The sequence below is a fragment of the Undibacterium sp. genome (assembly GCF_030683615.1).
In the GTDB taxonomy this organism is placed as follows: domain Bacteria; phylum Pseudomonadota; class Gammaproteobacteria; order Burkholderiales; family Burkholderiaceae_D; genus Undibacterium; species Undibacterium umbellatum.
Genome location: NZ_JAUXQE010000017.1, coordinates 36,617 through 61,888 on the forward strand (window position 1 = coordinate 36,617; position 25,272 = coordinate 61,888).

The window sequence follows — 25,272 nt, forward strand, 5'->3', positions numbered from 1 at the left end:
CTTGCTGGGACAATTTTGCGTAAGTCCTATTATTAAGTGTTAGGAAAACCTAAAAGCTCACCAAAGAGATACGGAGAAGGGCAAGAAGAAAAGCCGAGGAGGTTGCAATTGTGTAGGTTGGGCTACACCTCATCAGCCCAACCTACGAATAAGCCAACACTTCGGCTCTTCACTCGCTCTTCTCTGTGCCTCTGTGGTGAAAGGTCTTATGTTTTTTAAATTAACGTGACTTCACAAACGGCTGGCCTATCGCTTTCGGGGCGACGGACTTTGCCATCAAGCCTGCCAGAACGATCACGGTCACCACGTAAGGTATCATTTGTATCAGGGAGCCGGGTACCTTGCCTATGCCAGGGAAGACCACGCCTTCGATCTGGACTTGCAGGGCTGCGAAGAAGCCGAACATCAGGCAGCCAAGTGCTGTATGCAAAGGCCGCCAGTTGCCGAACACCAGCGCCGTCAAGGCCAGGTAACCATTACCTGCCGACATGTCGCGTAAGAAGAAGCCACTTTGTACGATGGACAGATAGGCACCAGAGAATGAGCACAGCACGCCAGCACACAGCATGGCCATGAAGCGGGTGCGTTCTACATTAATGCCCGCCGCATCTGCCGCATGCGGGTTCTCACCGACGGCACGCAGGCGCAGGCCAAAGCGGGTGTGGTACAAGACCCAATGTACGACAGGGATCAGAGCAAAAGCCAGATATACCAGGGCGCTATGACCACCGATGAGCCTGGTGTACACCCAGCCTATGAATGGGATGCCAGCAATAGCGGCTGAACCCGGCAACACGATATCAAACAGGCGCGCCTCACCCAGGTCAGGCGTGCGGCCACCTTGCTGGAAGAAATACTGGGCAACAACAAAGGTCAAACCGCTGAGAGCAATATTGAGGGCAATACCGGCGACCAGCTGGTTACCCTTTTGCGTGATGCTTACAAAGCCTTGCAGCAGGGCGATGGCGGCAGAAATGCCAATGCCCGCCATGATGCCCAGCCAGGGGTTCTTGGTCACAAAAGCCACGGCGGCGGAGACAAAGGCGGCGGCCAGCATCTTGCCTTCCAGCGCCAGATCTACCACGCCGCTGCGTTCTGCAAACAGGCCAGCCATGGCCGCAAATATCAATACCGGCGCATTGCGTATGGTCGATACCAGGATGCTGGAAAATTGAAAATCATCAAACATCATTTTTCCTTACGCTTGAGCAGGGCAGACAGGGCAGGTGCATACAGGTTTTCCATGGCACCGCAGAACAGGATGATCAAACCCTGGATAAAGATAAAGGTCTCTGGCGGGATATTGGCTTTTTCCAGCGACAGATCAAAGCCACCCTGTATCAGCGCGCCAAACAGAATGGATGACAGCAAAATACCCACCGGATGCTGACGCCCCATCAGAGCAATCGCGATACCGATAAAACCAGCACCAGCAGGGAAGTTCAGGTTCAGATAGTGAGTAGAACCCATGACAGAATTGACAGCAGCCAGGCCAGCCAGCGCGCCAGATATCATCATTGTCACGATAATGGTTTTGCTGATGGAGATACCCGCATAATGCGCCGCATGCTGGTTCAGGCCAGTGGCACGTAACTGGTAACCCCAGGTGGTGCGCCAGACGACGACGCCGTAAATCACCAGTGCCACCAGCGCCAGTACAAAACTGATGTTCAAGGGTGTTTCACCCAGCACAGGCAAAATGCCGTTCAGCTTGGGCAGCCACGATGCATCGGCAAACACGCGGCTGGCGGTATTTTGCTGACCAGCAGGGATGAGGAAGCTGACGATCACATAATTCATCAAACTGGCAGCAATGAAGTTGAACATGATGGTGGTCACCACCACATGGCTGCCGCGTTTGGCTTGCAGATAACCCGGCAGATAAGCCCACGCAGCACCAAATACAGCAGCGCCCAGCATCGCCAGCGGTATCAGCAACCAGCCTGGCAGTGACGAATCCAGCCACAGCAAGACCAGGGTCAGGCCCAGGCCACCAACATACATCTGGCCTTCACTACCGATATTGAACAAACCTGCCTGCATGGCCACCGACACGGACAAACCAGTGAAGATAAAGGTGGCTGCATAAAACAGGGTGTAACCCAGACCTTCAGGGTTGAGCACGGCTGCATTGATGAGTATGCTCAGAGATTCTATCGGGCTTTCACCCAGCAGATAAATCACACCTGCCGCGACCAATAAGGCAGAGAACAGGTTTAACAGCGGCAGGGCAAATGCGGTGGCCCAGCGTGGGAGGTCGGCTTGATTCATCTTGGTTTGGTCGCTTGTCTGTATTCGCTTGTTCTTGCAATATTCTTACCGAGGCTGGATTTCATCCCTGGCACTTAATGAGTATGTACGCCGCCCATGAGGCAACCTATCTCGGTTGCATCAAATTCTTCTGCTTTCAATTCACCGGTAATGGCACCACCAGAGATGACCAGGATACGGTCAGCCAGGGCGCGTACTTCTTCCAGTTCCACTGATACCAGCAAGATCGCAATGCCAGCATCACGCATCGCCAGCAGGCGGGTATGCAGGCTTTCTATCGTGCCTATGTCAACACCGCGGGTGGGCTGGCCCACCAGCATCAGCTTGGGGTTGGCCGCAATCTCGCGTGCCATCACCACTTTTTGCTGGTTACCGCCAGACAGCAGGGCGATGCGCAAATGCGGGTCTGCCGGGCGCACATCAAACTTTGCCAGCAAGTCTGTGCAATTCTTCAAAATGCTTTTGTAATCGAGCAAACCAAATGACTTGCCCAGTTTTTTCTGGTAACCCAGAAAGCTGTTCATCATCACCGAGAAATTCTTGACGACGGCATCGCGCAAGCGGTCTTCTGGTACATGGGCTATGCCCAGGTCGCGGAAGCTTGCTGGCAAGCCATCGGCATCCTTGCGACCAGCAAAGGGCAAGTCCTTGCCCTGCATTTGCAGCTTGCCACTGGTAGGCAGGCGCATGCCGCTCAAGATTTCCAGCAATTCGCTCTGGCCATTGCCAGAGACACCGGCAATCGCGACGATTTCACCCGCACGGATATTGAAACTGACATTCTTCAACAGGCTGACTTTTTGCGAGTTCACCAGGTTCAGGTCTTTGACCTCCAGCACCATCTCGCCCGGCGCATACGCAGCACGTGGCAAGTGGGTGACTATCGGGCGGCCCACCATCATTTCAGCCATTTGTGCCGTTGTCGTATCCTTGGTTGCCACCGAACCGATGACAGTGCCGCCGCGCATGACGGTGACCTGGTCTGTGATTTCCTGTATCTCTTGCAGCTTGTGGGTAATCAGGATGATGGTCTTGCCTTGTTCCTTGAACAGGCGCAGCACTTCAAATAATGAGGCAGTTTCCTGCACCGTCAATACGGCAGTTGGTTCATCCAGAATCAGGATGTTCGCGCTGCGGTAAATCTGCTTGAGGATTTCTACCCTTTGCTGCACACCGACGGACAAATCCTGTATTGTCGCCAGTGGGTCTACTTCCAGAGAGTAGCGCTGGCAAATTTCGCGAAGTTTTGCTTCCACTTCATGGCGCTTGGGCTTCAGGCGAAAACCGCCTTCTGTGCCCAGCATGACATTGTCGAGCACCGTCATGTTCTCAACCAGCATGAAATGCTGATGCACCATGCCTATGCCCAGGTTAATCGCTTCCTGGCTGTTGCGGATATGCTGTTCTGCGCCATTGATGAGCAGCTTGCCGCTGTCGGCGCGGTAATAGCCATACAGTATGCTCATCAGCGTGGACTTGCCTGCGCCGTTTTCACCAATCACGCCGTGGATGGAACCCGGCGCAATGGAAAAGCTCACATCACGATTGGCCTGTACCGCACCAAAACGTTTGGAGATCTGTTGAAATTCAACTGCTGGCTGCATACTTGAGCGTTTCTTTAAATGGCGGTGTGCAAGGGCTTAAACATCAATCAGGGCGCATCGTATCCATGTCAGACACTTGCGCCCTATAGTCAATTCTTGGTAAATTTATCGTCAAATTCTGCCAGGCATCAGACCGGGCACTTATTGCCTTCACGGAAATCAACAACTTTAACCTTGCCGCTGATGATGTCTTGCTTGGCCGCGTTGACGCGTTTTTCCATGTCAGCGCTCACAACAGCGCGGTTATCCTTGTCCAGTGCCCAATCTACGCCGCCTTCTTTCAGGCCCTTGTATTGGGTGCCGCCTTTCCAGTTACCATTTTTCAACTGCATGAAGCTGTCATAGATGGCCTGGTCCACGCGCTTGACCATGGATGTCAGCATGCTGCCTGGATGCATGTAGTTCTGGTTAGAGTCAACACCTATGCCCAGCTTGCCTTTTTCCTTGACGGCTTGCAAGGTGCCCATGCCGCTGCCACCAGCTGCTGCAAAAATCACGTCAACGCCGCGCTCAAACTGGGCGCGTGCCAGTTCGCCACCCTTGGCCGGGTCATTCCAGGCTGCAGTGGTGGTGCCAACCATGTTTTGTACCACATCAATCTTGGGTTCCGTGGCTTTGGCACCTTGTGCATAGCCGCAGGCAAAGTTGCGTATCAGGGGGATGTCCATGCCGCCAACAAAGCCTACTTTTTTGGATTTGCTGGCAATCGCTGCTGCCACACCCACCAGGTAGGAACCTTCTTGTTCCTTGAATAAGACGGAGCTGACATTGTCGCCGGTAGCAATACCGTCGATCAGCACGAATTTGGTTGCCGGGAATTCCTTGGCGATGTTTTGTACTGCCTGTGCCTGTGCAAAGCCGATGGCGGCGATCATGTCCACTTTTTTGCGGGCCAGATTGCGCAAGACTTGTTCAGTCTGGGTGTCGCTGGCGACTTGCACTTCGATGTAATTGAGCTTGGTTTCTTTCTTGAAACGCTCTGCACCTTCAGATGCTGACTGGTTGAAGGACTTGTCAAACTTGCCGCCTGCGTCATAGATCACTGCAAATTTAAGGTCTGCAGCATAAGCACTGGCCGCGCCGCCGACAGCCATCAGGGTCGCCAGGGACAGGCAGATTTGCTTGAGTTTCATGAAATTTCCTTCATCAGATGTCGTTGTGCTGTTGTGCTCACGTAGAGCATGCAGCGCCCAAATTAAAAACCATGTATTTCGCTGCCACAGTCTGGGCTTTATAAAAAATCGAGCCAGTCTTGAAAGCCTGTGCAAGCCTAACATGGTGCGGACATTTCGTTTCAGCCACGCGGGCGAAATTTTATCAAAAACAGTGTTGGTGCTGCTGGCAGGGCATGATTTTGTGCCAGTGCCCAATTTTGGTGCTGCTTTCGCAAGCTACTTTCTTAGGCAGCCTTCCTGACCGCCATGAAATCCAGCACCTGCTGGCGTTGCGGTATGGATGTTTGCGCCCCCAGTTTGGTGACTGTCAGTGCAGCCGTATATTGTGCTTCACGGCTGGCGTCGATCACGCTCAGGCCATTCGCCAGACCAACGGCAAAGGCACCAACGAAGGTGTCGCCAGCGGCTGTGGTGTCCACCACATCAACTTTGACAGCCGGGATGAACTGGCTGCCCGTGCTTTCAGTGATCAGGGCACCATGTTCACCCATGGTCAGCAAAACCGTGCCCGTACCACGTCGCAAGATTTGTTCCGATGCTGTCCTGGCGCTGTCCTGGTCTACAACCGTGATGCCGCTCAGTTGCGAAGCTTCGGTTTCATTCAGGATCAGGTAATCGACCTGGGCCAGCAAGGCGTCTGTCAGGTCTTGTGCCGGGGCCGGGTTCAAAATCACTTTGACACCCTGGGCGCGGGCGATTTCTATCGCGCGGGTGACGGTCGCCAGTGGGGTTTCAAGTTGGCAAACAAGTAATTGCGCGCCAGCGATGGCAGCGGTGGCAGCATCTACCTGTGCCGCTGTCAGTGTGGCATTGGCACCTGCCGCCAGTACGATGCTGTTGCTGCCGCTGTCATCCACCAAAATACCGGCTACGCCAGTCGCCACGCCAGCTACGCGGGCCAGGTGCGTGAGCTCCATACCTTCGGCAGCCAGGCAATCGCGGGAAAAACTGCCAAAACCGTCATCACCCACAGCACCGATGAAGCTGACCTGGGCACCCTGACGGGCTGCGGCAACGGCTTGATTAGCCCCTTTGCCACCGGGAATTTGACAAAATTCATGACCATGCAGGGTCTCGCCCACGGCCGGCATGCGCGGCGTGCGAAAAACCAGATCCATATTGACGCTGCCGACTACCGTAATGCGTGGCTTCATGATGCTTATTCTCGATAAAAGTTGTCGCGCAATCGTTTGCGCAATCGATTTCGTATTTAACTATGGCGCCTGTTCAACGTCAAGCGCAATCTGATTTTTTGGTCAAAATTTGTGCAAATTCGCGGCAGACTGGCAACCATACTTTGATTCTTGTTTATTGTCTCTTTTGCTGGTATTTACAGAGTGAGGATTTGTTGCATTGCACCAGACAGGGTAATCAGTATAAATTGCCATATTGGTCACAAATAACTCTCAAATATACTAAAGCGCGCTGATTGTGGGGCTGTCCTTTAAGCTTGTCAAATAAAGCATGGGATGAAGCCTTGTCCGCTGAACTGACAGGCCTTGCCCGGCTACTGATGCCAGGGCTGTCCAATGCGGGTAAATGTATGCAAGCCCTGGCAGCCATCGTGGCAGAAAACCGGGTCTTCTTCATTGATGGTCATATTGACAGATCTGCCGGCGTTACCACAGGCGTGGAGCAGAAATCAAGGCGATGCCTGCGCCGTCTGCAAGGCAAGGTCTTCACTGCCGTTTGCCCGGCACTGTTAGAATCGCACTCTCACGACTTGCAAGCACAATTGTATGAGCAGCGACACAGACAACAAATTTCTAACTTTATGCAGGGCAGCCTATAAGCGCCAAGGCATGCGCATACTCTGCGCGGCTGGCTTGATTGCTGCTGCGGCGTCTTACCGCAGCAAGCAGTTTGACGTGGGTGTCATGCTCAAGCTGTTGCTGGTCACTATGGGATTTTTTCTGGTGGCAGTCGTGATTGAATGGCTACGCGCGCGCGTCGCAGATAAGAAAGAATAATCAGACAGGTCGCGGCGGGCAGGCAGGGCAGGAGAAAGAAAGCATGCAAATTGCTTGCATGCCATGTTGCCTACAAGCGTATTTGTGGCATACGTACACCAGGTACAAAGCCAAAGGCAGATAAGACAATGACGATCAGCAAGACGATGAATAGCACGCGCACTATTTGTGCTACCGGTGCTGGCAAGGGCAGCATGCCGACCAGCCACCAGATCAGGCCAAAGACAACCAGGTAAACGATGAGATTGATAATCTGATTCATGATTTACTTTTTGAGAGAGTGTAGGGAATAGTGGGCAAGAACGTGTTCATCACTCGAGGGCATGACGAACACGGATCAACCTGGTTTTATTTTTGCGGCAAAACGATGACGGTTTCGCCGGGTTTGCCTGGCTCGCCAGTTTTGCCCTTGGCACCGTCATAACCTTGTTCACCTGGTGTACCTTTATCGCCGGTTGCGCCTTGCATGCCGTCGGCACCTGCGGGGCCAGTGGCACCGACAGAAGCTGGTACGCCCTTGTCGCCAGTTGCACCGGTAGCACCAGTTGCACCAGTCGCTCCGGCGGGGCCGGGTACGGCAACCGGCACAGGAACCACAACTTGCGTCGGTTGACGATCACAAGCGGTTGTCGCCATTACGCCGGCGAGTGTCAACATCAGTATGGAAAATTTCATGGGGAACCTTGTTTGCTTAATTGTGAATGGAAAATCAAAACAGCTCAGTCGTGATGCCACGCTCTACCTGCCAGCAACAGCACGCCAACAGTGACCGCAGCACCAGCACATATAGAGCAATGCAGGCGGAGCATGCGCGCAAAAAAACCACCCATCAGTGCGCTGACGAACATACCGCAGGAATTTTTTGGTTTATCTTGGCTGTACCGGTAATACAAAGTGAAGTAGGGCATTGATTCACTTCAAGCCATTGGCAGCATCTGCAGTAATGGGGTGCATGGCTTGATGTGCAGTAGTGTCTGGATGGATCAAATAAAGTTAGCCCGCAAGCCATCAAGGTTTGCGGGTTTTTTTACTGGCAAACTTCAAAGCATCCAAAGCAGCTGCAAAAACGGCTTTACACTAAGAAAATTTAGCACTATGATTATTTAGCGCTAAATTTTCTTAGTGCATTGACTCTATCTGAATTCCAGGGCGAACTTCATGGATAACATTGCAGGTACACCGGTCGAAGGCGAAAACTTCTTTGGGCGCAGTACAGAAGTAGGGCGGCTTGCCGACATCCTCAGGAATGATGATATTTTGCTACTTGGCCCACGTCGCATAGGCAAGACATCAATCTGCCGCGCTGTCATGGCGCATGTCAAAGCCAGAAACTGGCATGCGATAGAAATCAATGTCGCCTCTTGTGAGGATGAGCTGGCTTTTCTGGAAAAGCTGCACTCGGCCCTGGCACCTGAAATGGCATCCCTTGGCAGCAAGATCAAAGACAAGTTTGCTGCCACCTTTGATGCCATCAGCACCCGCATCAAGTCTATCAAGATTGCGGTGACTGGTGCAGGCACCGCCAGCGTTGACCTGGCTGCGCCTGCCAGTGAAGACTGGATACACCTCGGTAATGACTTATTGCGCCTCCTGATGCAGGCTGACCAGCCCTGGCTGGTCTACATCGATGAGCTGCCCATCATGCTCTTCAATATGATACGCAATGACACACCAGGCGGCGTCAGGCGAGTGCGCCGTTTTCTTGACTGGTTCCGCAATGATGTGCGTGCGCTGCCTGGCTCGCACTCGGTAAGATGGCTGGTGTCAGGCTCGGTGGGGCTCGATACTCTGGTCCAGCAACATGGTATGGCCGATACCATCAATAGCCTGAATCATCAGCATCTGGCCGCCTTCACAGAAGAAGTGGCCATTGCCATGCTGCTCAAACTGGCTGAGCGTTATCAACTGGCACTCGACAACGAAGCCGCCCGCAAACTCGTGGCCGCCGTGCAATGGGCGCAACCTTACTACTTGCAAAAAGCTTTCCACTACTTGCGCCAACGTGTCAGCGCTAATGCCGATTCGAATGCAAACACCAATGCTAACACTACTACAGTCGCAGACATCATCAACCAGATAGAGCCAGCCATGAACGACATGGTGCAACCAGGTTCAGACAATGACTTTCATCACTGGGAGCAAAGGCTGGCACTGCAACTGGGTGCCGCCCAGGCAGCCCATGCCATTGCACTGTTAAGTCTTGCTGCTCAGGATGCGACAGGTGCCCGCCCAGAAAACATGCTGATCCATCTGGAAGGCCGCATGCCAAACGACAGCACAGAAAAGCAAAGAGAAATGTTCATCAACCTGCGCGACATCCTGCAAAGAGATGCCTACTGGTGGCCAGACGAAAGCTCAGGCAACAAACGCTATCGCTTTCATCTTGAACCTTTGAGACGCTGGTGGCTCAGAAGGAATTCACTGTGATCAGCCATCACTACAATCCCGACTGGCTCAGTGAGGAAGCCCTGCTGGCCAGCTTTGTCGCCCGCCAAAATGATTTTGCATTCATGCGCGCAGAACTGGCGCGCGCGCCCTTGCAAGGCAATGTCCAGCATTACCTGCTGGTAGGTGTGCGTGGTGCAGGCAAGACCACATTATTGAAGCGCCTGGCTGTCGCCATACGCCGCGAGCCGGATTTAAGTAATCACTTGCTTGCCCTGTCTTTTCCGGAAGAGTTATACCAGGTAAAAAATCTCTCTGATTTTTGGTGGGCGGCATGCGAAGCCCTGGCCGATGAACTTGACTATCTTCAGCAAAGTCATGAAGCAGAAAAACTCTTGCAGGCTATAGACCAGATTCGCAAGCAGGGCGACAAAAGCAAACTGGCAGCCGATGCTGGTTTCAAACTGCTGCAAGACACTTGCGCCCAGCTGGAAAAACGCCCCGTGATGCTGGTCGATAATCTTGACATGGTTTTTGATCGTATCGACAAATCTGGCCGCAAACTCAAAGACCCGCATTCGCCCGCCTACTGGGCCTTGCGCGAAGCGCTGTCCACCACCACCTCGCCTATTGTCATCGGCGGTTCTGTACGTCTGTCCGATGCCTTCATTGATTACGACAAGGCATTCTATGATTTTTTCTTGCCCAAGCGTTTGGGCAAACTCAGCCTGGATGAAGTGCACAGCGTGCTTGAACATCTGGCCGATGCACAAAATCAGCCAGAAGTGAAAGAACGCCTGCGCACCAATCCTGCACGGGTTGAGGCACTATACGAACTGACAGGCGGCAACCCACGCGCACTCGGCCTGATTTTTGAACTGCTGCGCAACGGCCCCAACAGCCGCGCAGTAGAAGACTTTGAACGCCTGATGGACATCACCACGCCTTACTACAAGGCCCGCATAGAAGACCTGTCAGAGCAAGCCCAGGTCATCATGCATGCATTGGCGGTAAACGATGCCAAGCTGGGTTTGCGCTTTGGCCACACTGCCGCAGAAATCGCCAGCTACACCGACCTGCCAACCACCAGCATTTCGGCACAGTTGAGCCTGCTGGAAAACGAAGGCCTGGTAGAAAAATCCCCCGCCCATGGCCGCACCCAATACCGCATCACCGAACAAATGTTCCGCCTCTGGCTACAAATGCGCGCAACGCGCCGCATACGCCAGAATGTGATTTCGCTGGCGAAGTTTTTTGAGGCGATGTATGAGCAGGAAGAATTGCAGGCGATGTTGAAAGAGGGGGGCGGGACGAGTGCGGTGACTACAATTAATCGCATTCATGAGTCTCAGGACCGGGAGATCAGATCTCATGTAATGGAAGCATTGGATGCTGAATATGAGGCCAGTCAGCAAGGCATTCCTGAATATCTGGATGGATGTCTAAATGCACTGCTAAGCAAAGAATTCATTGAGGATTTTCTGGTGACTGCACTACAAACGCCCACTTCTGCTGCACTCATTCTCGATAAAATGCGCAAGCTCGGCTACGAAAAACATGCCCGCCCATTGATACTGGCATTTGAAGCCGCACTAAAAGGTAAAGAGGACATGCTGACTGAACTGGAGCCTGAACTTCAAGGGGCGACCATGCATCTGTATGTACGCCTGACTGGTAAGCCTAATAAGAAGACGAGAAAAAACGCGGTCAAATCGGTCGATGCACAGCTATAAAGGCAAGCCAGTTTTTTGAGGAAGTATGCAGAGGAAAAAAACAGATGCCCAGATGAAGCGCATTTGTTTTGTTAGCCACCGCTAAATGGGTTGCCCCTGCATTTCTGCAAATCCCCTGACAGTTTCATGCCATCGTTTGACATTGACAAGACAAATGTTTACCATTAAAAACAATTGTTTTAATTGTTGTATAGATAAATAACAGCATGACACAGCCCACCTCCAAAAAAGAACAGCTTTACCAGCTCATCGCCGCCCAGCCCTTTATTTCGCAGCAAGACCTGGCAGACCAGCTGGGTTTGTCGCGTTCTGCCGTGGCCGGGCACATTGCTGCCCTGATACGTGACAAACGCCTGCTGGGGCGGGCTTATGTCTTGCCTGACCAGCGGCCTGTTGTCTGCATAGGCGGGGCCAATATAGACCGCAAATTGCGCACGCTGGGGCCGGTGCAGATGGGTACTTCCAACCCTGTCAGCCAGCATGAGGCTTTTGGTGGTGTGGCCCGCAATATTGCCGAGAACCTGGCACGCCTGGGTTTGCCCACCCGCTTGTTGTGTGCGGTGGGTGACGATGCAGCCGGGCGCAGCATGCTGGACCATGCGCAGTCTGTCGGCATCGACGTTAAGGCCTGCTTGCAGGCGGCGGGCATGCATAGCGGCAGCTATACCGCCTTGCTCAATGATGAGGGCGACATGGTGCTGGCGCTTGCGCATATGGAATGCTGCGAAGCCCTGACGCCAGATTACTTGCAAAGCCGCCAGCCGCAGCGCGGCCATGCAGCATTTACCATTGCCGACTTGAATTTGCCCACAGATAGCATAGGCTTGTTATTGCAAGAAGCATATCAGCAAGCCATGCCGCTGATGATGGTGGCCGTGTCAGAACCCAAGATGGCGCGCCTGCCGCAAGATTTGCGCGGCTTGCGCCTGCTGGTGTTGAACCGGGGTGAACTGAGGGCTGCAACCGGCCTCTCTATTGCAGGGCCAGCAGAACTGCGTACCGCCTGCCAGCAATTGCAGCAGCGCGGCGTGCAGGATGTCATCGTCACCATGGGGGGCGAGGGGGTGACTTATACGGCCAGTGAAGCAGTGCATGGCATGCAGCACCTGCCAGCACCTGCAGCAAATGTGCGTGACGCCACTGGCGCAGGTGATGCCTTTGCCGCAGGCGTGGCCTGGTCTTTGTGCCGCACGCCAGATGATCTGGGCCTGGCTTGTGAATATGGCTTGACGCTCGCCAGACTGACGCTGGAAAGTGATGCGACAGTGGCGGCGACGATCAGCCCGACTATTTTTGAAGAAGTCTGATGCAGGATGAGCCTGCATCACCTAAAAGGAAAAATATCATGCAATCATATTTAGTGTTGTCCGATGAAGTCCGTGCCGCCCGCCTGGCCGCCAAGCCTTTGGTGGCGCTGGAATCCACCATCATCTCGCACGGTATGCCTTATCCGCAAAACGTGCAGACCGCGCGCGAGCTGGAACAAATTATCCGTGACGGCGGTGCCGTGCCTGCCACCATTGCCATCATGAACGGCAAAATCCACATCGGCTTGAATGAAGAAGAACTGGAACTACTGGGTAATTCGCCAGACGCCATGAAAGTCAGCCGCCGTGACCTGGCCTATGCACTGACCAGTAACAAGCTCGGTGCCACAACAGTTGCTGCCACCATGATCTGCGCTGCCCTGGCAGGCATAGAAGTATTCGTCACTGGCGGCATAGGCGGCGTACATCGCGGTGCAGAAACCAGTTTCGATATCTCTGCTGATTTGCAAGAGCTGGCACGCACCTCGGTCGCCGTGGTCTGTGCTGGTGCCAAATCCATACTCGACATAGGCCTGACGCTGGAATACCTGGAAACCCACGGCGTGCCGGTCGTCAGTGTCGGCCAGTCATCCTTCCCGGCTTTCTTTACTGCAGACAGTGGCTTCCGGGCAGACTTCCAGCTCGACACGGCAGAACAACAGGCCGAGTTCATCCACGCCAAATGGAGTCTGGGATTGGACGGTGGCATCGTCATCGCCAACCCTGTGCCGGTAGAATCTGCCATGCCCAAGGAAGAGATAGAATCCATCACGCAAAAAGCACTGCAACTGGCAGACGAGATGGACATCACTGGCAAAGCCATCACGCCTTTCCTGCTGAACCGCATCAAGCAAATGACAGAAGGCCGCAGCCTGGAAACCAATATCGCCTTGGTCAAGAACAATGCAGTCGTCGGCACGCAGTTAGCATTAGCCTTGCATCATTTGCGCAAGCGTACTGCGTAAACACACTACCCCCGCAGCCTTAACGAGAGGGGGGATGATTGCAATGTTGCTTAAGGGGGGGGCAGCTTGTAGGGTCAAATGAAAAGCTGCCTACTCGTCATCAAACTGCGGATAACTTGCCCCTTCAAGCATGTCTCCTACCGAGCAATTCACGCCTGGCAATTTGTGCCAGCTTGGATCTGCTTTGGTGGTTTGCATCATATTTGCCCAGTGCAGAGTCGGGTTGTCAGATGAGGTTGCCATCTGCATCTGGAAAACCCATTGCTCTTCGAGTTTGCTCATGTGGCCAAAACCAGTCACTGTTTCCTGAAAACGCTTATTACCGATAAAACTGATTTGCACCTGACCATTCGCGGTCACTGTGCCCACCAAGCTGCGCTGATTCGGTGACTGGGTTCTGCCGCTGGATTCTGGATCAAACATCAGGGCTGACGATACACCCCAGAAATAGCCGTTCTTATAGCCAGAGATATGCCAGACCGTCTGGTCGCCAGTCCAGCTCAGTACATTGTCGCTGGCTGAAAACTTCAATGCTGGCAGGTCGGGGTAAGTGACATACCAGTAGGTATCGGCCAAAAAGTCCCAGGTAGTGCGATCGCTTGCAGGCATGTGTGGCTCCTTTGTTTGACGTGATACAAATGAAAAAAATCAGCTGAAAAAATCGATCAGCTTACTCTTGCTCCAACTCATGTATCACCAGCCCCGCATGCGGTGGCAAGGGCTTTAGCCATGACTTGTGGCGCAGTGCGCGCTGGCAGTCGTGTACACCGGCAGCCCAGCGAGTTTGCATGGTGCTGGTACTGAAATCCACATCCTTGAAATAATGATCGTCGGGCAGTGCCTTCATAATGAGATGGACGACATTGATGGTGTGGTCACAGCCCATGGCCATCAGTGGCTTCAGTTCGGGATTTTGGCGTGCAGCTGCTGGCAAGGCCTGTGTCAGTACCCGTATGGCGCGCTGCATGTCTTGCAGTTTTTGGTGGGTCAGCAATTGCTCTTTGGAGCGGCTGGCGTACTGTATGCTTTTATAGCGTGTCATGGCTGCGGCGATGGAGGCTGGCCGGGTTTCGGTCGGGTCCCAAAGATCAATCATGAAGCACAGGGCATCTGCATTTCTTTCTTCTTCAAGAAACACATCGAGTGGCGTATTTGAATAGACACCACCATCCCAGTATGCCCGCTCACCAATTTTGACTGGGGGGAAGCCTGGCGGCAAAGCACCACTGGCCATGATGTGTTCTGGAGACAGGCGTTCTTCCCTGCTATCAAATACCACGCCCTGGCCATTGTCGATATCGACGGCGCAAATGCTGACACGTATCGGGCCCTCATTGAGGTAATCAAAGTCCACATATTTTTCCAGCGTGGTCTTGAGGGGAGAGGTATCGTAAAACCCGGCTTGATCGATTGGTACTTGGGCATTGATATCCCATGCTGCACCAAAGCGCGGTTTGAAAAAACCGCTGACACCCTGCGTCAATGCCGACAGCGTGTTGAAATTATTGGTGAGATTCACCCACGGCGACATGGCGGGCCAGAAGCTGCCACGATGCAAGGCATCAGGTGCCAGGCTGTCCCAGAATGCCCGCATCTGAGTGATGCGTTTTTCGGGCGGGTTGCCCGCAATCAGCGCGCTGTTGATGGCGCCAATGGAGGTGCCGATGATCCAGTCCAGCGGCGTTTTTGCTTCATGCAATTGCTGATATACGCCAGCCTGATAGGCCCCCAGAGCGCCGCCGCCCTGCAATATCAATACGGTATCTTGATGACTCATGGGCAGCTTCAGGCAAATCCGCCAAGCTGCGCCAGTTTATGTTCTTCACCATCATGGGTGACCGAGATCAGGTCAACCTGATAAGCCGCGTTCAACTCGTGGCGCAAATGCGCACCCTGGCTGACGGCGGCCATGAAATCATCACCTGCTTCCGTGGATTTGATGACTTCCTTTTTTTCATTGCGGCAGATCAGACGATAGTGCATATGTTCCTCGCGGAAAGAATAATGTGTTGCTGATACATGAACGATAAGCTTATTCTAGCATGCGGTTTTTTATGGTAAGTGACAGTGTGTAAAAAGCAAAATTTGTCTTTGTAGCCAAACGTAAGTATGTATTGCCACCAAAATAAACGATGTCATAATGCCTTTCTTTATGATGCCGGGAATGCTGAGTAAGGTTTGCGATTCCGGTGGCTGATATTTTCCGGAGCGTGGCTATGCAAGGCATGATTAAATTGGTGAAGCTGGTGCGCATGCAGCCGACAGAGCGGCATTGCGAGATCGAGTTGTCACTGGCACCGCAAAGTACAGAAGCGGCACCTGTCTATCTGGTGAATGTGCGTGAAGGCCATCCCGATGCCGAATGGCAGGAAAGCAGTAAAACCCCTTTTCCCGTCACGCTCAGCCTGGCAGAAACCCTGTTTGCCCAGGTGCTGTCCAGCAAGCTGGAACAAGGCTTTGTCGATACTGCTGCTACTGCGCCCAATTCCTCCAGTGCTCCCAATCCTGCTCCGAGTCACGCCATGCAGTGGGGACACTCTTCACAAACCCTGGCACAAAAAATCACCAGACCAGCAACGGTATCTGGCCAGGAAAAAATCCTGCTGGACCGTTTGCCCCCTCGTGCCTGGTCAGGTATGTCGGGCAAAGAGCGCACGCGCACTGTCTGGCGCATAGGTGAACGCCGCTTGCAGGAAGCGGTGCCGCGCCTGATTGAATTGCTGCAGAGCGCCGATGCCATGCTCGATTATTGCATCGCCTATGCCATAGGCCGCTGCGGTGATGCTGGCGCAAAAGTCGCCATGCAGGAACTGAGCCAGCGCTCCAAAGTCGCCCATGTCAAACACATGGCCTTGCAAGCCTGGCTGGCTTTGGCGACACCAGAAGAAGCGCAGCACCATGCGCAAGGCTTGCTGGCGTTATGGCCAGCAGATTTGCAAAGCGCCTGGAAAAAGGCTGAGAATGCGCCCAGCCTGCAAGCAGGCATGGATGAAGTCTTGCTGGTCTTGCCCGCCGCAAAAACCTGGCAAGCCTGGCGTCATGATGACTGGCTTGAGCAACTTGACATGATTGCCCAGACGGGCATCTCGCCGTTGGCGCGCCCCTTGCTGCTGCAACAGTTGAACAACTTGTCAGTGAATGTGCTGGTCTTCCGCGCTTTCCGGCATTTGTACAAGAGTGCAGAATTCCGTGCTGATGCCGAGCTGTTTGGCATCCTGCACCAGCGCTTTGAAAAAGCCTGGCCTTTGTTTTTGCTCAGTTCCAATACCAGTTCTGTGTATCTGGAAAGGCGCTATGTCCGCTATGCCGATGAAGTAAAAAAGCCCCACACCAGAGTTGCTTATTCAAGCCTGACGCGCGACTACCTGCGCCGTCGCACCTGGCGCACCCTGCGTCGCCTGGGTGAATTGGGTAGTGCCGATTTTGTCAGTATGGCGACAGGCGTATTGCTGGCCTGTGATGATGCACATGCGGGCAAGGCACAGGTACAAAGGCTGGTGGAATGGAATCGCCTGACGCGGTCGTATGAAACTGAGCTGCGCTATTTGAGCCCGTATGCCAGCTGGATGGTTTTCAACCAGCTAGTCCATCAGCATGACAGCGATGTCAAAACCAGCCGTACCGCACTCAAATGGTGGATGCCAGCGATGACCGAAGACCTGGCTTATCCGGCACGCACAAAACGACAGGAAGCTTTCCCGCAACTATGGGATGCTGCACCAGAAAAATTGCTCTACCTGCTGCAACACAGCCTTTGCCATGGGGTGCATGTGTTTGCTGCCCGCGCCCTGATAGACAACCAGGACTTTTGCCTGCAATTAAGTGCTGAGCAATTGCAAGAGCTGCTGCAAAGTGCCTATCTGCCGACGCAGGAATTTGCTTTTGCAGCTATCCGGCAACGCTTCGCACATCAAACCCCGGACCTCAACTGGCTGATGATTTTGTTGGCAACGGATTATCAGCCTGCCGCTGACTTCGCGCTGGGCTTTATCCGCAAGACGCCAGAACTGTATGCGCAAGAGCCTGGTTTGATCGTGGCAATGATCACCAGCCCGTCACAAGGCGTGCGCGAAACTTGCCGCTTGCTGGCGCATAGTGCGACAGTTGCGACACGACAAATCATCCTGAGCCGTCTGTCCATATGGGCAAGAATGGCGACAGTGCCATCGAACCAGGCAGATGCTGCGCGCGATGACCTGCAATGGCTGATCCAGAATGTGCTGTCAGAGCAGGTGGCACAATTGCCTGACCATGACATTGCCGTCTGGTGCGATTTGCTCAAATCTACGCATTATTGGCAACAGGCCCTGGCAACCGATATCTTGCTGGCTCACCCTGCGGGCATCGCCCATGTCTCCCCACTGACACTGCGCGATCTGTTGCAAGATGCGGATGCAGGCAGGCAAAGCCTGGGCTGCCGCTTGTTTGCTGCCTTGCCAGCCGACGTATTGCTTCAGCAGCCCGATCTGGTGGCCACCCTGGCAACAGCGCTGGATGCGCGTGTGCGCGCTGCCATGACGCCTGTGATCAGCCAGCTTGCTGTCTATCCTGAGTTTTCTGACAAGCTATTGGCCCACTTCATCGACGTGATTTTCCGCAGCGACAATGCCGATGGCGAAGACAGTGTGCATGCCGACATCATCAACTGGTGCGCTGGCCCTTTGCGGGCAGCCGCGCTGGCGCTGCCAGTCGATGTGCAATGGCGCTTGTTGCAAGCCCGCAGCAAAGGCGCGCAGGAACTGGGTGCCATGTTACTGAAGCAAGAGCAGGGCGCACTGGCTGCCAGTCTTAGCATCTTGCAATGGGCCACGCTGGGCAAGCATGCGGTCTTGCAGGTCAGGCTGCAAGCACAACATCATTTTACTCAGTACCTGCCAGAAGTGCGTCAGCATCTCAATGATGCTTTACGCATACTTGATACCCGCTGGCCAGAAACCCGCAGCTTTGCAGTTGAGTATTTCACCAAGCATATTAGTGCAGATGAATGGTCGCTGAGCCAGCTGCTGGCCCTGTGCGACCACTCGCAAGCTGCGGTACAAAGACTGGGCAGGCAATTGATCACCCGCCATTTCAGGATGGAAGATGCGGCAGAATATGTATTGAGCCTCAGCCAGCATCCATCGGCTAGCATGCAGTTATTTGTCAGCCAGTGGCTGGAACAAAGTGTGCAGGCGTATGCTGACAAGCTGCTGGCGCTGCAGCATCTTCAGCAATTACAGCCTTATTTCCTCAGTGTCTTGTCGCATGTGAACAAGGCGCGCACCGTCAAGAACCGCGTGATCCGTTTCTTGCAGGAGCAGGGCTTGCTATCTGCTGGTCATGCGCAATTTGTTGCCAGGATTTTTACCCGCCAGGTACTGACCGTGGCGATACAGGACAAGGCGCAGTACATCCTGGGCCTGACACAATTACAGGCCGCGTATCCGGCCCTGGCTGATTCAAGTGACTGGCCGATGCAGCTTGTTGCACCAAGGTTGCACAAGGATGCAGCCACTATTTCTGCGGAGTCTGTATGAAGTTTGAATACCGCTATTTTGGCAGTAGCCAGGTAAATGACAGTGCCACTGCCACCAGCATGCAGTTCGCACCGGATACCCTGCGCAAGCCCACTTATTTCGCTGCTACCCTGCAACCCACGCTGGCGCTGGCTTACCGCGAAGCCATCAGCGCCATGCACGACGTGGTGGTGTCTGATCTGCGTACCCAACCCAAGGACAGGACAGCCTACTTCGCCTGGCTGGCTGAGAATGAAGCCAGCCTGCTGGCAGACTTCATGGCGCAGGAAAAAGACTTGCGTGAAAAAATCGCCCCTGTGCGCGCAGAACTGACCAAGGTACAAAATAAAAAAGCAGAAGTAATCAAGCCTTTCTACAAGGCACAGCGTGAATATTTTGATTACCTGTACAAAGAAAACCGCGATATGTGGATCGTGCTTGACCCTGTCATCACGGTGCACCCTGACAAGGTTTTCTTTGAATGCTTTAGCCGCGATGAGTCGACCTATGCCAGCCTGAGTTGCCGCCACAATGTCTTCAAGCATCTGGGTGAATTTGCCTGCGGCACCACCAATATCGATTATTCATCTGCCCTGTATGATGAGTTTCAAAAGATACGCGCCTACAAAGAAACCCGTTTTGAGATCCAGGCAGACGGTTTCCAGGTCCAGACCGGTCATGACGAGCAATACCATGAAGCCAAAATAGACTTGCCTGACAGCTGGATGCGTGGCTTCCTGCAAGTCAGCACTGCCATGTCGCTGCCTGCCCACAAGCTGGACTTGCATCCCATGGATGTGCACAGCATCTGCCATATCCTGCGCCGCAAGACGGAGCGAGTTGGGCCGCGCTCGATACGCTTCATCCTAGAGCCGGGGCAACCCATCACCATGCTGTTTGAACCCTGGGGTATCAAACTCGTTTGCCAGCGTTCTGTGTTCACTGGAAAAGAGGCGGCAGAAGTCAGGATATGGGGCCGCCGCCGCTTGCTGACACTGGAGAGGCTGATTGCTGTTGCCGACAAGTTCAGCGTCATGCTCATGGGCACAGGCTTGCCGAGCTTCTGGATAGCCCATTTGCCTGACATGGATTACACACTGGGCTTGTCTGGCTGGACAGCCAATGACTGGTCACGCGCAGGGCAGTTTGATTTGCTGGCACCGCGTCTGGATGTCGATGATGCGACTGCGCAAGCCGTGGCGCATGCCTTGTCCTCGCAATGGTCAGCCAGCACTGCCAGCCTGGCGCAGCAATTGCAACTCGACAGCAAGCTGGTGGCATCTGCCCTGACAGGTCTCATGCAAGCGGGTCGCGTTGTGTATGACGCGGTGGATCAGGTAGCCCGCTGGCGCGATCTGGTGCGCGAACCCATCAACGTTGCCAGCCTGCGCTTCGCCAGCGAACGTGAAGCTCTGGCTGCGCAACTCGTACATAAAAATCTCTTGCTCGATTTGCAGTCTGCCCGCACTACCGGCGGTGGTATTGAATGGAAAGCCAGCGTCAGCACCAGCATCACCAACACCAAGAAACTCAGCAAGACCATGATCAGGCTGGACAATGATGACAGACTGGTCGAAGGCAATTGCAGTTGCGATTATTTCGTGCGCAACCGCATGTTCCGAGGGCCTTGCGAACATATGCTGGCCATACGTCAGGTGGCAAATAGTAAGTGAGCTTGTGTATTACAAGTTTTTACATCGTAGTTGTTTACAGGAGGTGAACCGGACAGTAGAATTTAGGCAGGCAGGAAGGCTCTTGCAATCCGGATGGTGTTTCGCCATCCATGTTTTTTGCTTAGCTATGCATCACTGAGTTTCTCTTCACTGTGCCGGAAACGACTACCGGCGCAATGACGATGTGGATTCCGTGAACCCCATTACGCCGGTAGTCGTTTCCGGCGTCGAGTGGAGCCTCTCAGTCTGAAGGCTCTTCGATGAGCTTCCTGCCGTTTTTCTTCTTTGTCTGGCTCACCGTTTTGTTTTATTCGGAAAACGTGAATTCTTTTGCATGCTGATTGCATCAGCCTGCAAAAAGAAAACAGAGACCAGCGTCATGACACAACACCAGCAGTCCGCACAAGCAGCCGCCCAGCCAGCATCTGACAAACCGCTGTCACAGATGACACGCGATGAATTGTATGCCCACTTGCGCACGACCACCAAAGATGCCGTGGTCTTGCAAGAGATGCGCCGCCTGGGCTTCTGGCCTGCCGACACTGGCAAGCCATCTGCAACCGATGAGCTCATCACTCGTGAAGCTGAACTCAGTAAAGAGTTGAATGAGCTGACGGCCCAGTTGCGCCGCGTGCAAGACCCCAAGGCTGCACTACGCGATATGCGCAAGCAGCGCATGGTGGCAGCAAAAGAAAAACGTGAGCTGACCAAACAAAAGCATGCGCAATTGCGCCATGCCAAGGCACTGGCCTGGCAAGAAAAGCGCAAGAGCGATATAGGCTATCTGGGAGAGGGTGTTTCCACTGGTCTGAATTACACCAGCACCAATACCGACAAGCTGGCGCGTTATCAATTGCCAGCCCTGCAAAAATCTCTGGACCTGGCAACTGCAATTGGTATCCCTTTAGCCGAACTGCGCTTCATGAGCTTCCAGCGCAAGGTCAGCCAGGTCAGCCATTATCAGCGTTTTGCGATTCCCAAAAAGACAGGTGGCCAGCGCTTTATTTCTGCACCCATGCCACGTCTCAAGCGTTGCCAGTATTGGGTGCTCGATCATATCCTGGCCAAAGTGCCGTGCCATCCTGCTGCACATGGTTTCTTGCCGCAGCATTCCATACTCAGCAATGCCTTGCCGCACGTGGGCCAGGCCGTGGTCATCAATCTCGACTTAAAAGATTTCTTTCCCAGCATAGAGTATCCGCGTGTCAAAGGTGTGTTCAAATCCCTGGGTTATGGTGACCAGATTGCCACGCTGCTGGGTTTGCTGTGTACCGAACAGGCGACAGAAGAAGTACGCGTTGATACGCAAAAATATTTTGTTGCAGGTAAGAAGCGCAGCCTGCCACAGGGGGCGCCATCCAGCCCCATGATCACGAATATTTTATGCCACACTCTCGATAAACGCCTGCATGCCGCAGCCACTAAACTTGGTTTCGCGTACACCCGATATGCCGATGACCTGACGTTTTCGAGCAAGCAAAAAGAACGTCCACCAGTCGGCAAACTCCTGTGGCGCGTTAAACAGATCATTGCTGATGAAGGTTTCACCCTGCACCCCGACAAGCAGCACATCATGCGCCACAGTCAAAAGCAGGAAGTCACCGGCATCGTCGTCAACCATAGCCCGACAATAGATGCCAAAACCCTGCACCGCTTCCGCGCCACCTTGCACCAGGTAGAAAAAAATGGCCCGGCTGGATATCACTGGAATGGCAATACCGATGTGCTGTCGGCGCTGGAAGGTTATGCTCGTTACGTCTGTATGGTCAATCCGGCAAAGGGGCAACCCTGGCTGCAACGCATCAAGACATTGCGTGCACAATATGCAGCAACAAAGTCGGTGACACGCGCAGCAAGACCAACGCTACGCCAGCAAGTCGCCAGCGGCAAAACACCGCAAAGAGCAAATGGCCAGGACTGGTGGCAAGCGCAGGAAGCCGCTGCACCCGTGCTGGAGCAAACAGCGCAGCAAGTGGCGGAAGAGAAAAAGGCTGTGAAGAAAGCAGCCAAAGAAGAAAAGAAAGCTGCTGCCTTATCCAAGACCGGGCAGCAAGACGACATCCGCAATGGTGTCAATGAAAACGCAAGCAACTATACCGCAGTCGAGCAAAGCAAAATCGATGACCGTCGCTATGGCAAGCTCTTCAGCATTGGCTTCCAGCTTTTTTTATGCATCATATTTTCAGCCAACCTGAACAGCATTTACCCGCTGACCTTTGGCATCGCCCTGATCGCACTCAGCCTCATCACTGGCCGCAGCAAGCTGGTGTGGGTGATGTTGATGCTGGTGATGAGCGTGATTTTATTGAGGTGAGTTGGCTGGCCGTGCTGCACTATGTGCAGCACGCGATTTTTGCTTCAATTATTTATAGATGCCGCAAGCAAAATACACGTCGTCTACCCGTTCGACATAAGTGCTTTTTTGTTCCAGTGCCTTGGTCACAGGGTTGGGCCATTTATAGTCCACCCAGCCCTTGCCAGCTTTGCTGGCAGCGACTTCATTGATTTCCTTGACGAAGAATTTACCGTCACCATCGCGCATTTCACCCAACGGCTTGCCCAGCAACTTGGGGTTGCCGCCGTGAGCCAGAGTGACGCCGCCTGGTTTGACCCCTCCAGCAAATACATACAAATCCTTGTAAATGAACTGGCCCTTGGGATCATTGACGGCGGCATAGGTTTTTTCAGGGCCATTGGCTTTATAGAAAGCAACGACTTTCTTGATCATCTCCGTCGCTTCCTGTGCGGTAGCGCGATCACTGGCAAAGGCTGACCCCTGAGCCAGAAGAGATAGGGATAAGGCGAGGAAGATACTTTTGAAAAACTGTCTCATGTTGTCTCCATTATGTTTTGTCTATGTGGCAAGACGCTAAGCAATGGCAGATTCAGGGGCAGGTTTGCAGACAAGTATTGCACTGCAAAGCCCCTGCCTGACGCTCTTGCGTGACCACAGGTTTAACAGTATCAGATTTCTACATGGAAATGTTGATGTTTTTTTCAGCAGCTTTGTGAAAAAAGGTGACCGATATCAGGCTGGTTTTTGCTCGGCACTGAATACCTTGATATCCGTCAATAAACCCGCCACCGCTGTGTCGATGATCTGCTGCCCCAACTCTATCGTTGCCAGGCCCGAATCAGCGCCGATGCGACCATCTGGAAAGCGGGCGCGGTAATCGAGGGCATCAAGTATCGGGCCAGTTGGCGGGATCTTTGGTGTCAATTCTACCTGCCGCACCTGATCCGGGTAGGCAGCATAGGTGACCGCGATTTCTGATGGCGTCGCATGCATGCCATGACCTACCGGAAACATCTCATGGCACAGCGGGGCAACGCCAGGCAAGTCCCACCAGTTTTTCAGTTTCAGCGTCAGCGGGCAGGCTTTGTTGTTGTACGAGTAATGCGAGTAAATCTGCGAAAACGCCGCTTCGATGGTGGCGATATTGCCGCCGTGACCGTTCAAAAAATAAATGTGGTCAAAGCCATGGCGCGCCAGCGACAAAACCCAGTCTTCAATCGCTGCCATGAAAGTCGAAGGCCGCAGCGAAATCGTCCCTGCAAAGCCCAGGTGATGCTGTGCCATGCCGATGTTGAAGGTAGGCGCTACCATCATGGCCTGGCCGTTTTGCTGGGCGGCTTTTTCGGCAGCGGTGGCGATGATCTCCGGGCACATCCAGTCCGTACCCAGCAAACCCATGGGGCCGTGTTGCTCATTCGAGCCTATGGGGATGATGACGGTTTTGGACGAGTTCAAAAAAGCCGTGATTTCGGGCCAGGTGGAGTAGGCGAGACGCATTGGGTTACTTTCAAATCGGGGTTGGCAGATGCAGCTGATTCGTCCGCTGTGGGCTTGGTACGGACGACAAAATTCGCAGACATCATCTTGCCGCAAATTTTGAAAATCGCCAAATTTTTTTATCTCAAGCCTTATCGCGGGGTTTGCGATGGGATATAGATTTAAGGAATCAATAATCAGGAATCAGGAATCAGGAATCAATAATCAGCCGGATCAGTATGGTGCTGGTTTAGTACAAGTACAGTACACCTACAGTACTAGTACCAGAGCGCTCTGGTGCAAGATTAAGTTGATGTTTTTAAAGGAAAAATCCGTAAAAATTTATTGGGCCTGCTAAAAAAATAAAATTAGCTTGTTCAAGAATGGTAGACTAAAATTCAGCCACGGCAGCAAGTGGGCTTGTGCATTTTGTCGCTGCGTAAGGCCCTTGAATTCACCCGTTTTATTCCTTCAGCCGCTCGATCAGACGAGGAGTTCTACCATGAAATATGTCGATGGATTTGTACTCGCTGTCCCCAATGCCAACCGTGAAGCCTACAAGCAATATTCAGAAAAATCCTCGCCAATTTTCAAGGAATACGGTGTACTCGGCGTCGTCGAATGCTGGGGGGATGATGTGCCACCCGGCAAGCTGACTTCCTTCCCGCTGGCCGTGCAATGCAAGGAAGATGAAACCGTGGTGTTTTCCTGGATCACCTGGCCATCCAAAGAAGTGCGCAATGCCGCCTGGGAAAAACTCATGGCAGACCCAAGACTGAGCCAGGAAAACAATCCCATGCCCTGCGACGGCAAACGCATGATTTTCGGTGGCTTTGAGGTGATGGTGGATTTGTGATTTAAGATTTATTCGGTATAGGGGACTTTGGTTAGGCTGGGTTTTCGTTGGGCTACGTTTCATCAG

Annotated in this window: 23 protein-coding genes; 11 read left to right on the plus strand and 12 right to left on the minus strand. The window is 53.3% G+C overall.

Translation table 11 applies throughout. The annotated features are described in order from the left end of the window. Positions 1 to 220: 220 nt before the first annotated feature. The 4 genes from Q8K39_RS08440 to Q8K39_RS08455 form a co-directional block, all read right to left on the minus strand. Positions 221 to 1,192 carry an ABC transporter permease gene (locus Q8K39_RS08440; RefSeq protein ID WP_370868582.1) on the minus strand — a complete coding sequence of 324 codons (972 nt, stop codon included), beginning with the start codon at positions 1,190 to 1,192 and terminating at the stop codon, positions 221 to 223. Then, the gene (locus Q8K39_RS08445) at positions 1,189 to 2,271 is read right to left on the minus strand and encodes an ABC transporter permease (RefSeq protein WP_305259423.1); all 1,083 of its coding nucleotides are present in this window, start codon (positions 2,269 to 2,271) and stop codon (positions 1,189 to 1,191) included. The genes Q8K39_RS08440 and Q8K39_RS08445 overlap by 4 nt, the downstream gene beginning before the upstream one ends. A 74-nt stretch (positions 2,272 to 2,345) precedes the next feature. Then, the gene (locus Q8K39_RS08450) at positions 2,346 to 3,875 is read right to left on the minus strand and encodes an ABC transporter ATP-binding protein (protein WP_305259425.1); all 1,530 of its coding nucleotides are present in this window, start codon (positions 3,873 to 3,875) and stop codon (positions 2,346 to 2,348) included. A gap of 128 nt (positions 3,876 to 4,003) precedes the next feature. Further along, positions 4,004 to 5,008, minus strand: a complete 1,005-nt coding sequence (locus Q8K39_RS08455; protein ID WP_305259427.1) for a BMP family protein — start codon at positions 5,006 to 5,008, stop codon at positions 4,004 to 4,006. On the opposite strand from Q8K39_RS08455, the gene Q8K39_RS08460 reads away from it, so the two are divergent. Beyond that, positions 5,007 to 5,291, plus strand: coding sequence for a hypothetical protein (locus Q8K39_RS08460; protein WP_305259428.1), 285 nt, complete (start codon positions 5,007 to 5,009; stop codon positions 5,289 to 5,291). The two genes, Q8K39_RS08455 and Q8K39_RS08460, sit on opposite strands and share 2 nt — an antisense overlap. On the opposite strand, the gene rbsK is transcribed toward Q8K39_RS08460, so the two are convergent. Continuing rightward, positions 5,275 to 6,204, minus strand: a complete 930-nt coding sequence (gene rbsK / locus Q8K39_RS08465) for a ribokinase (protein WP_305259429.1) — start codon at positions 6,202 to 6,204, stop codon at positions 5,275 to 5,277. The two genes, Q8K39_RS08460 and rbsK, sit on opposite strands and share 17 nt — an antisense overlap. Before the next feature lie 296 nt (positions 6,205 to 6,500). Between rbsK and Q8K39_RS08470 the strand changes: the two genes are divergently transcribed. After that, positions 6,501 to 6,842, plus strand: a complete 342-nt coding sequence (locus Q8K39_RS08470) for a hypothetical protein (protein WP_305259431.1) — start codon at positions 6,501 to 6,503, stop codon at positions 6,840 to 6,842. Positions 6,843 to 6,852: 10 nt separating this feature from the next. Further along, the gene (locus Q8K39_RS08475) at positions 6,853 to 7,020 is read left to right on the plus strand and encodes a hypothetical protein (RefSeq protein WP_305259433.1); all 168 of its coding nucleotides are present in this window, start codon (positions 6,853 to 6,855) and stop codon (positions 7,018 to 7,020) included. A gap of 70 nt (positions 7,021 to 7,090) precedes the next feature. Here the strand turns inward: Q8K39_RS08475 and Q8K39_RS08480 are convergent, their stop codons facing one another. Further along, positions 7,091 to 7,282: a Thivi_2564 family membrane protein gene (locus tag Q8K39_RS08480; RefSeq protein ID WP_186956061.1), complete on the minus strand. Its 192-nt coding sequence runs from the start codon at positions 7,280 to 7,282 to the stop codon at positions 7,091 to 7,093. Positions 7,283 to 7,368: 86 nt separating this feature from the next. Continuing rightward, positions 7,369 to 7,695 carry a collagen-like protein gene (locus Q8K39_RS08485; RefSeq protein WP_268978090.1) on the minus strand — a complete coding sequence of 109 codons (327 nt, stop codon included), beginning with the start codon at positions 7,693 to 7,695 and terminating at the stop codon, positions 7,369 to 7,371. Between the two features lie 483 nt (positions 7,696 to 8,178). Between Q8K39_RS08485 and Q8K39_RS08490 the strand changes: the two genes are divergently transcribed. From Q8K39_RS08490 to Q8K39_RS08505, 4 genes are all read left to right on the plus strand, one after another. Then, complete coding sequence (locus Q8K39_RS08490) at positions 8,179 to 9,447, plus strand: ATP-binding protein (protein WP_305259437.1); 1,269 nt, start codon at positions 8,179 to 8,181, stop codon at positions 9,445 to 9,447. After that, positions 9,423 to 11,138 (plus strand): AAA family ATPase, encoded by a 1,716-nt coding sequence (locus Q8K39_RS08495; RefSeq protein WP_305259439.1) that lies wholly within the window; start codon positions 9,423 to 9,425, stop codon positions 11,136 to 11,138. Before Q8K39_RS08490 ends, Q8K39_RS08495 begins: the two co-directional genes overlap by 25 nt. A 206-nt stretch (positions 11,139 to 11,344) precedes the next feature. Then, positions 11,345 to 12,445 carry a PfkB family carbohydrate kinase gene (locus Q8K39_RS08500; RefSeq protein WP_305259441.1) on the plus strand — a complete coding sequence of 367 codons (1,101 nt, stop codon included), beginning with the start codon at positions 11,345 to 11,347 and terminating at the stop codon, positions 12,443 to 12,445. A gap of 38 nt (positions 12,446 to 12,483) precedes the next feature. Beyond that, the gene (locus Q8K39_RS08505) at positions 12,484 to 13,410 is read left to right on the plus strand and encodes a pseudouridine-5'-phosphate glycosidase (protein ID WP_305259443.1); all 927 of its coding nucleotides are present in this window, start codon (positions 12,484 to 12,486) and stop codon (positions 13,408 to 13,410) included. Between the two features lie 90 nt (positions 13,411 to 13,500). On the opposite strand, the gene Q8K39_RS08510 is transcribed toward Q8K39_RS08505, so the two are convergent. The 3 genes from Q8K39_RS08510 to Q8K39_RS08520 form a co-directional block, all read right to left on the minus strand. Then, positions 13,501 to 14,019 (minus strand): hypothetical protein, encoded by a 519-nt coding sequence (locus Q8K39_RS08510; protein WP_305259445.1) that lies wholly within the window; start codon positions 14,017 to 14,019, stop codon positions 13,501 to 13,503. A gap of 61 nt (positions 14,020 to 14,080) precedes the next feature. Then, positions 14,081 to 15,187 (minus strand): patatin-like phospholipase family protein, encoded by a 1,107-nt coding sequence (locus Q8K39_RS08515; RefSeq protein WP_305259447.1) that lies wholly within the window; start codon positions 15,185 to 15,187, stop codon positions 14,081 to 14,083. 8 nt (positions 15,188 to 15,195) lie between these two features. After that, positions 15,196 to 15,393 carry a hypothetical protein gene (locus Q8K39_RS08520; RefSeq protein ID WP_186956053.1) on the minus strand — a complete coding sequence of 66 codons (198 nt, stop codon included), beginning with the start codon at positions 15,391 to 15,393 and terminating at the stop codon, positions 15,196 to 15,198. A gap of 233 nt (positions 15,394 to 15,626) precedes the next feature. Between Q8K39_RS08520 and Q8K39_RS08525 the strand changes: the two genes are divergently transcribed. From Q8K39_RS08525 to Q8K39_RS08535, 3 genes are all read left to right on the plus strand, one after another. Next, positions 15,627 to 18,926, plus strand: a complete 3,300-nt coding sequence (locus Q8K39_RS08525) for a hypothetical protein (protein ID WP_305259449.1) — start codon at positions 15,627 to 15,629, stop codon at positions 18,924 to 18,926. Then, positions 18,923 to 20,578 carry an SWIM zinc finger family protein gene (locus Q8K39_RS08530; RefSeq protein ID WP_305259450.1) on the plus strand — a complete coding sequence of 552 codons (1,656 nt, stop codon included), beginning with the start codon at positions 18,923 to 18,925 and terminating at the stop codon, positions 20,576 to 20,578. The genes Q8K39_RS08525 and Q8K39_RS08530 overlap by 4 nt, the downstream gene beginning before the upstream one ends. 379 nt (positions 20,579 to 20,957) lie before the next feature. After that, the gene (locus Q8K39_RS08535) at positions 20,958 to 22,892 is read left to right on the plus strand and encodes a reverse transcriptase family protein (protein WP_305259451.1); all 1,935 of its coding nucleotides are present in this window, start codon (positions 20,958 to 20,960) and stop codon (positions 22,890 to 22,892) included. Positions 22,893 to 22,940: 48 nt separating this feature from the next. On the opposite strand, the gene Q8K39_RS08540 is transcribed toward Q8K39_RS08535, so the two are convergent. Together Q8K39_RS08540 and Q8K39_RS08545 are read right to left on the minus strand one after the other, a co-directional pair. Then, a complete protein-coding gene (locus tag Q8K39_RS08540) occupies positions 22,941 to 23,411 on the minus strand; it encodes a cache domain-containing protein (protein WP_186956049.1) in 471 nt (156 codons plus the stop codon). Between the two features lie 195 nt (positions 23,412 to 23,606). Next, complete coding sequence (locus Q8K39_RS08545; protein WP_305259453.1) at positions 23,607 to 24,371, minus strand: creatininase family protein; 765 nt, start codon at positions 24,369 to 24,371, stop codon at positions 23,607 to 23,609. Positions 24,372 to 24,852: 481 nt separating this feature from the next. On the opposite strand from Q8K39_RS08545, the gene Q8K39_RS08550 reads away from it, so the two are divergent. Continuing rightward, positions 24,853 to 25,206: a DUF1428 domain-containing protein gene (locus Q8K39_RS08550; protein ID WP_186956047.1), complete on the plus strand. Its 354-nt coding sequence runs from the start codon at positions 24,853 to 24,855 to the stop codon at positions 25,204 to 25,206. The last annotated feature ends 66 nt before the right edge of the window (positions 25,207 to 25,272 follow it).

Excerpts from the sequence above, each read along its gene's own strand:
- Q8K39_RS08440 (WP_370868582.1), bottom strand. The coding sequence starts at position 1,192 with ATGATGTTTGATGATTTTCAATTTTCCAGCATCCTGGTATCGACCATA.
- Q8K39_RS08445 (WP_305259423.1), bottom strand. The coding sequence starts at position 2,271 with ATGAATCAAGCCGACCTCCCACGCTGGGCCACCGCATTTGCCCTGCCG.
- Q8K39_RS08450 (WP_305259425.1), bottom strand. The coding sequence starts at position 3,875 with ATGCAGCCAGCAGTTGAATTTCAACAGATCTCCAAACGTTTTGGTGCG.
- Q8K39_RS08460 (WP_305259428.1), top strand. The coding sequence starts at position 5,007 with ATGAAATTTCCTTCATCAGATGTCGTTGTGCTGTTGTGCTCACGTAGA.
- Q8K39_RS08455 (WP_305259427.1), bottom strand. The coding sequence starts at position 5,008 with ATGAAACTCAAGCAAATCTGCCTGTCCCTGGCGACCCTGATGGCTGTC.
- rbsK (WP_305259429.1), bottom strand. The coding sequence starts at position 6,204 with ATGAAGCCACGCATTACGGTAGTCGGCAGCGTCAATATGGATCTGGTT.
- Q8K39_RS08475 (WP_305259433.1), top strand. The coding sequence starts at position 6,853 with ATGCGCATACTCTGCGCGGCTGGCTTGATTGCTGCTGCGGCGTCTTAC.
- Q8K39_RS08480 (WP_186956061.1), bottom strand. The coding sequence starts at position 7,282 with ATGAATCAGATTATCAATCTCATCGTTTACCTGGTTGTCTTTGGCCTG.
- Q8K39_RS08485 (WP_268978090.1), bottom strand. The coding sequence starts at position 7,695 with ATGAAATTTTCCATACTGATGTTGACACTCGCCGGCGTAATGGCGACA.
- Q8K39_RS08490 (WP_305259437.1), top strand. The coding sequence starts at position 8,179 with ATGGATAACATTGCAGGTACACCGGTCGAAGGCGAAAACTTCTTTGGG.
- Q8K39_RS08500 (WP_305259441.1), top strand. The coding sequence starts at position 11,345 with ATGACACAGCCCACCTCCAAAAAAGAACAGCTTTACCAGCTCATCGCC.
- Q8K39_RS08505 (WP_305259443.1), top strand. The coding sequence starts at position 12,484 with ATGCAATCATATTTAGTGTTGTCCGATGAAGTCCGTGCCGCCCGCCTG.
- Q8K39_RS08510 (WP_305259445.1), bottom strand. The coding sequence starts at position 14,019 with ATGCCTGCAAGCGATCGCACTACCTGGGACTTTTTGGCCGATACCTAC.
- Q8K39_RS08515 (WP_305259447.1), bottom strand. The coding sequence starts at position 15,187 with ATGAGTCATCAAGATACCGTATTGATATTGCAGGGCGGCGGCGCTCTG.
- Q8K39_RS08520 (WP_186956053.1), bottom strand. The coding sequence starts at position 15,393 with ATGCACTATCGTCTGATCTGCCGCAATGAAAAAAAGGAAGTCATCAAA.
- Q8K39_RS08525 (WP_305259449.1), top strand. The coding sequence starts at position 15,627 with ATGCAAGGCATGATTAAATTGGTGAAGCTGGTGCGCATGCAGCCGACA.
- Q8K39_RS08530 (WP_305259450.1), top strand. The coding sequence starts at position 18,923 with ATGAAGTTTGAATACCGCTATTTTGGCAGTAGCCAGGTAAATGACAGT.
- Q8K39_RS08535 (WP_305259451.1), top strand. The coding sequence starts at position 20,958 with ATGACACAACACCAGCAGTCCGCACAAGCAGCCGCCCAGCCAGCATCT.
- Q8K39_RS08540 (WP_186956049.1), bottom strand. The coding sequence starts at position 23,411 with ATGAGACAGTTTTTCAAAAGTATCTTCCTCGCCTTATCCCTATCTCTT.
- Q8K39_RS08545 (WP_305259453.1), bottom strand. The coding sequence starts at position 24,371 with ATGCGTCTCGCCTACTCCACCTGGCCCGAAATCACGGCTTTTTTGAAC.
- Q8K39_RS08550 (WP_186956047.1), top strand. The coding sequence starts at position 24,853 with ATGAAATATGTCGATGGATTTGTACTCGCTGTCCCCAATGCCAACCGT.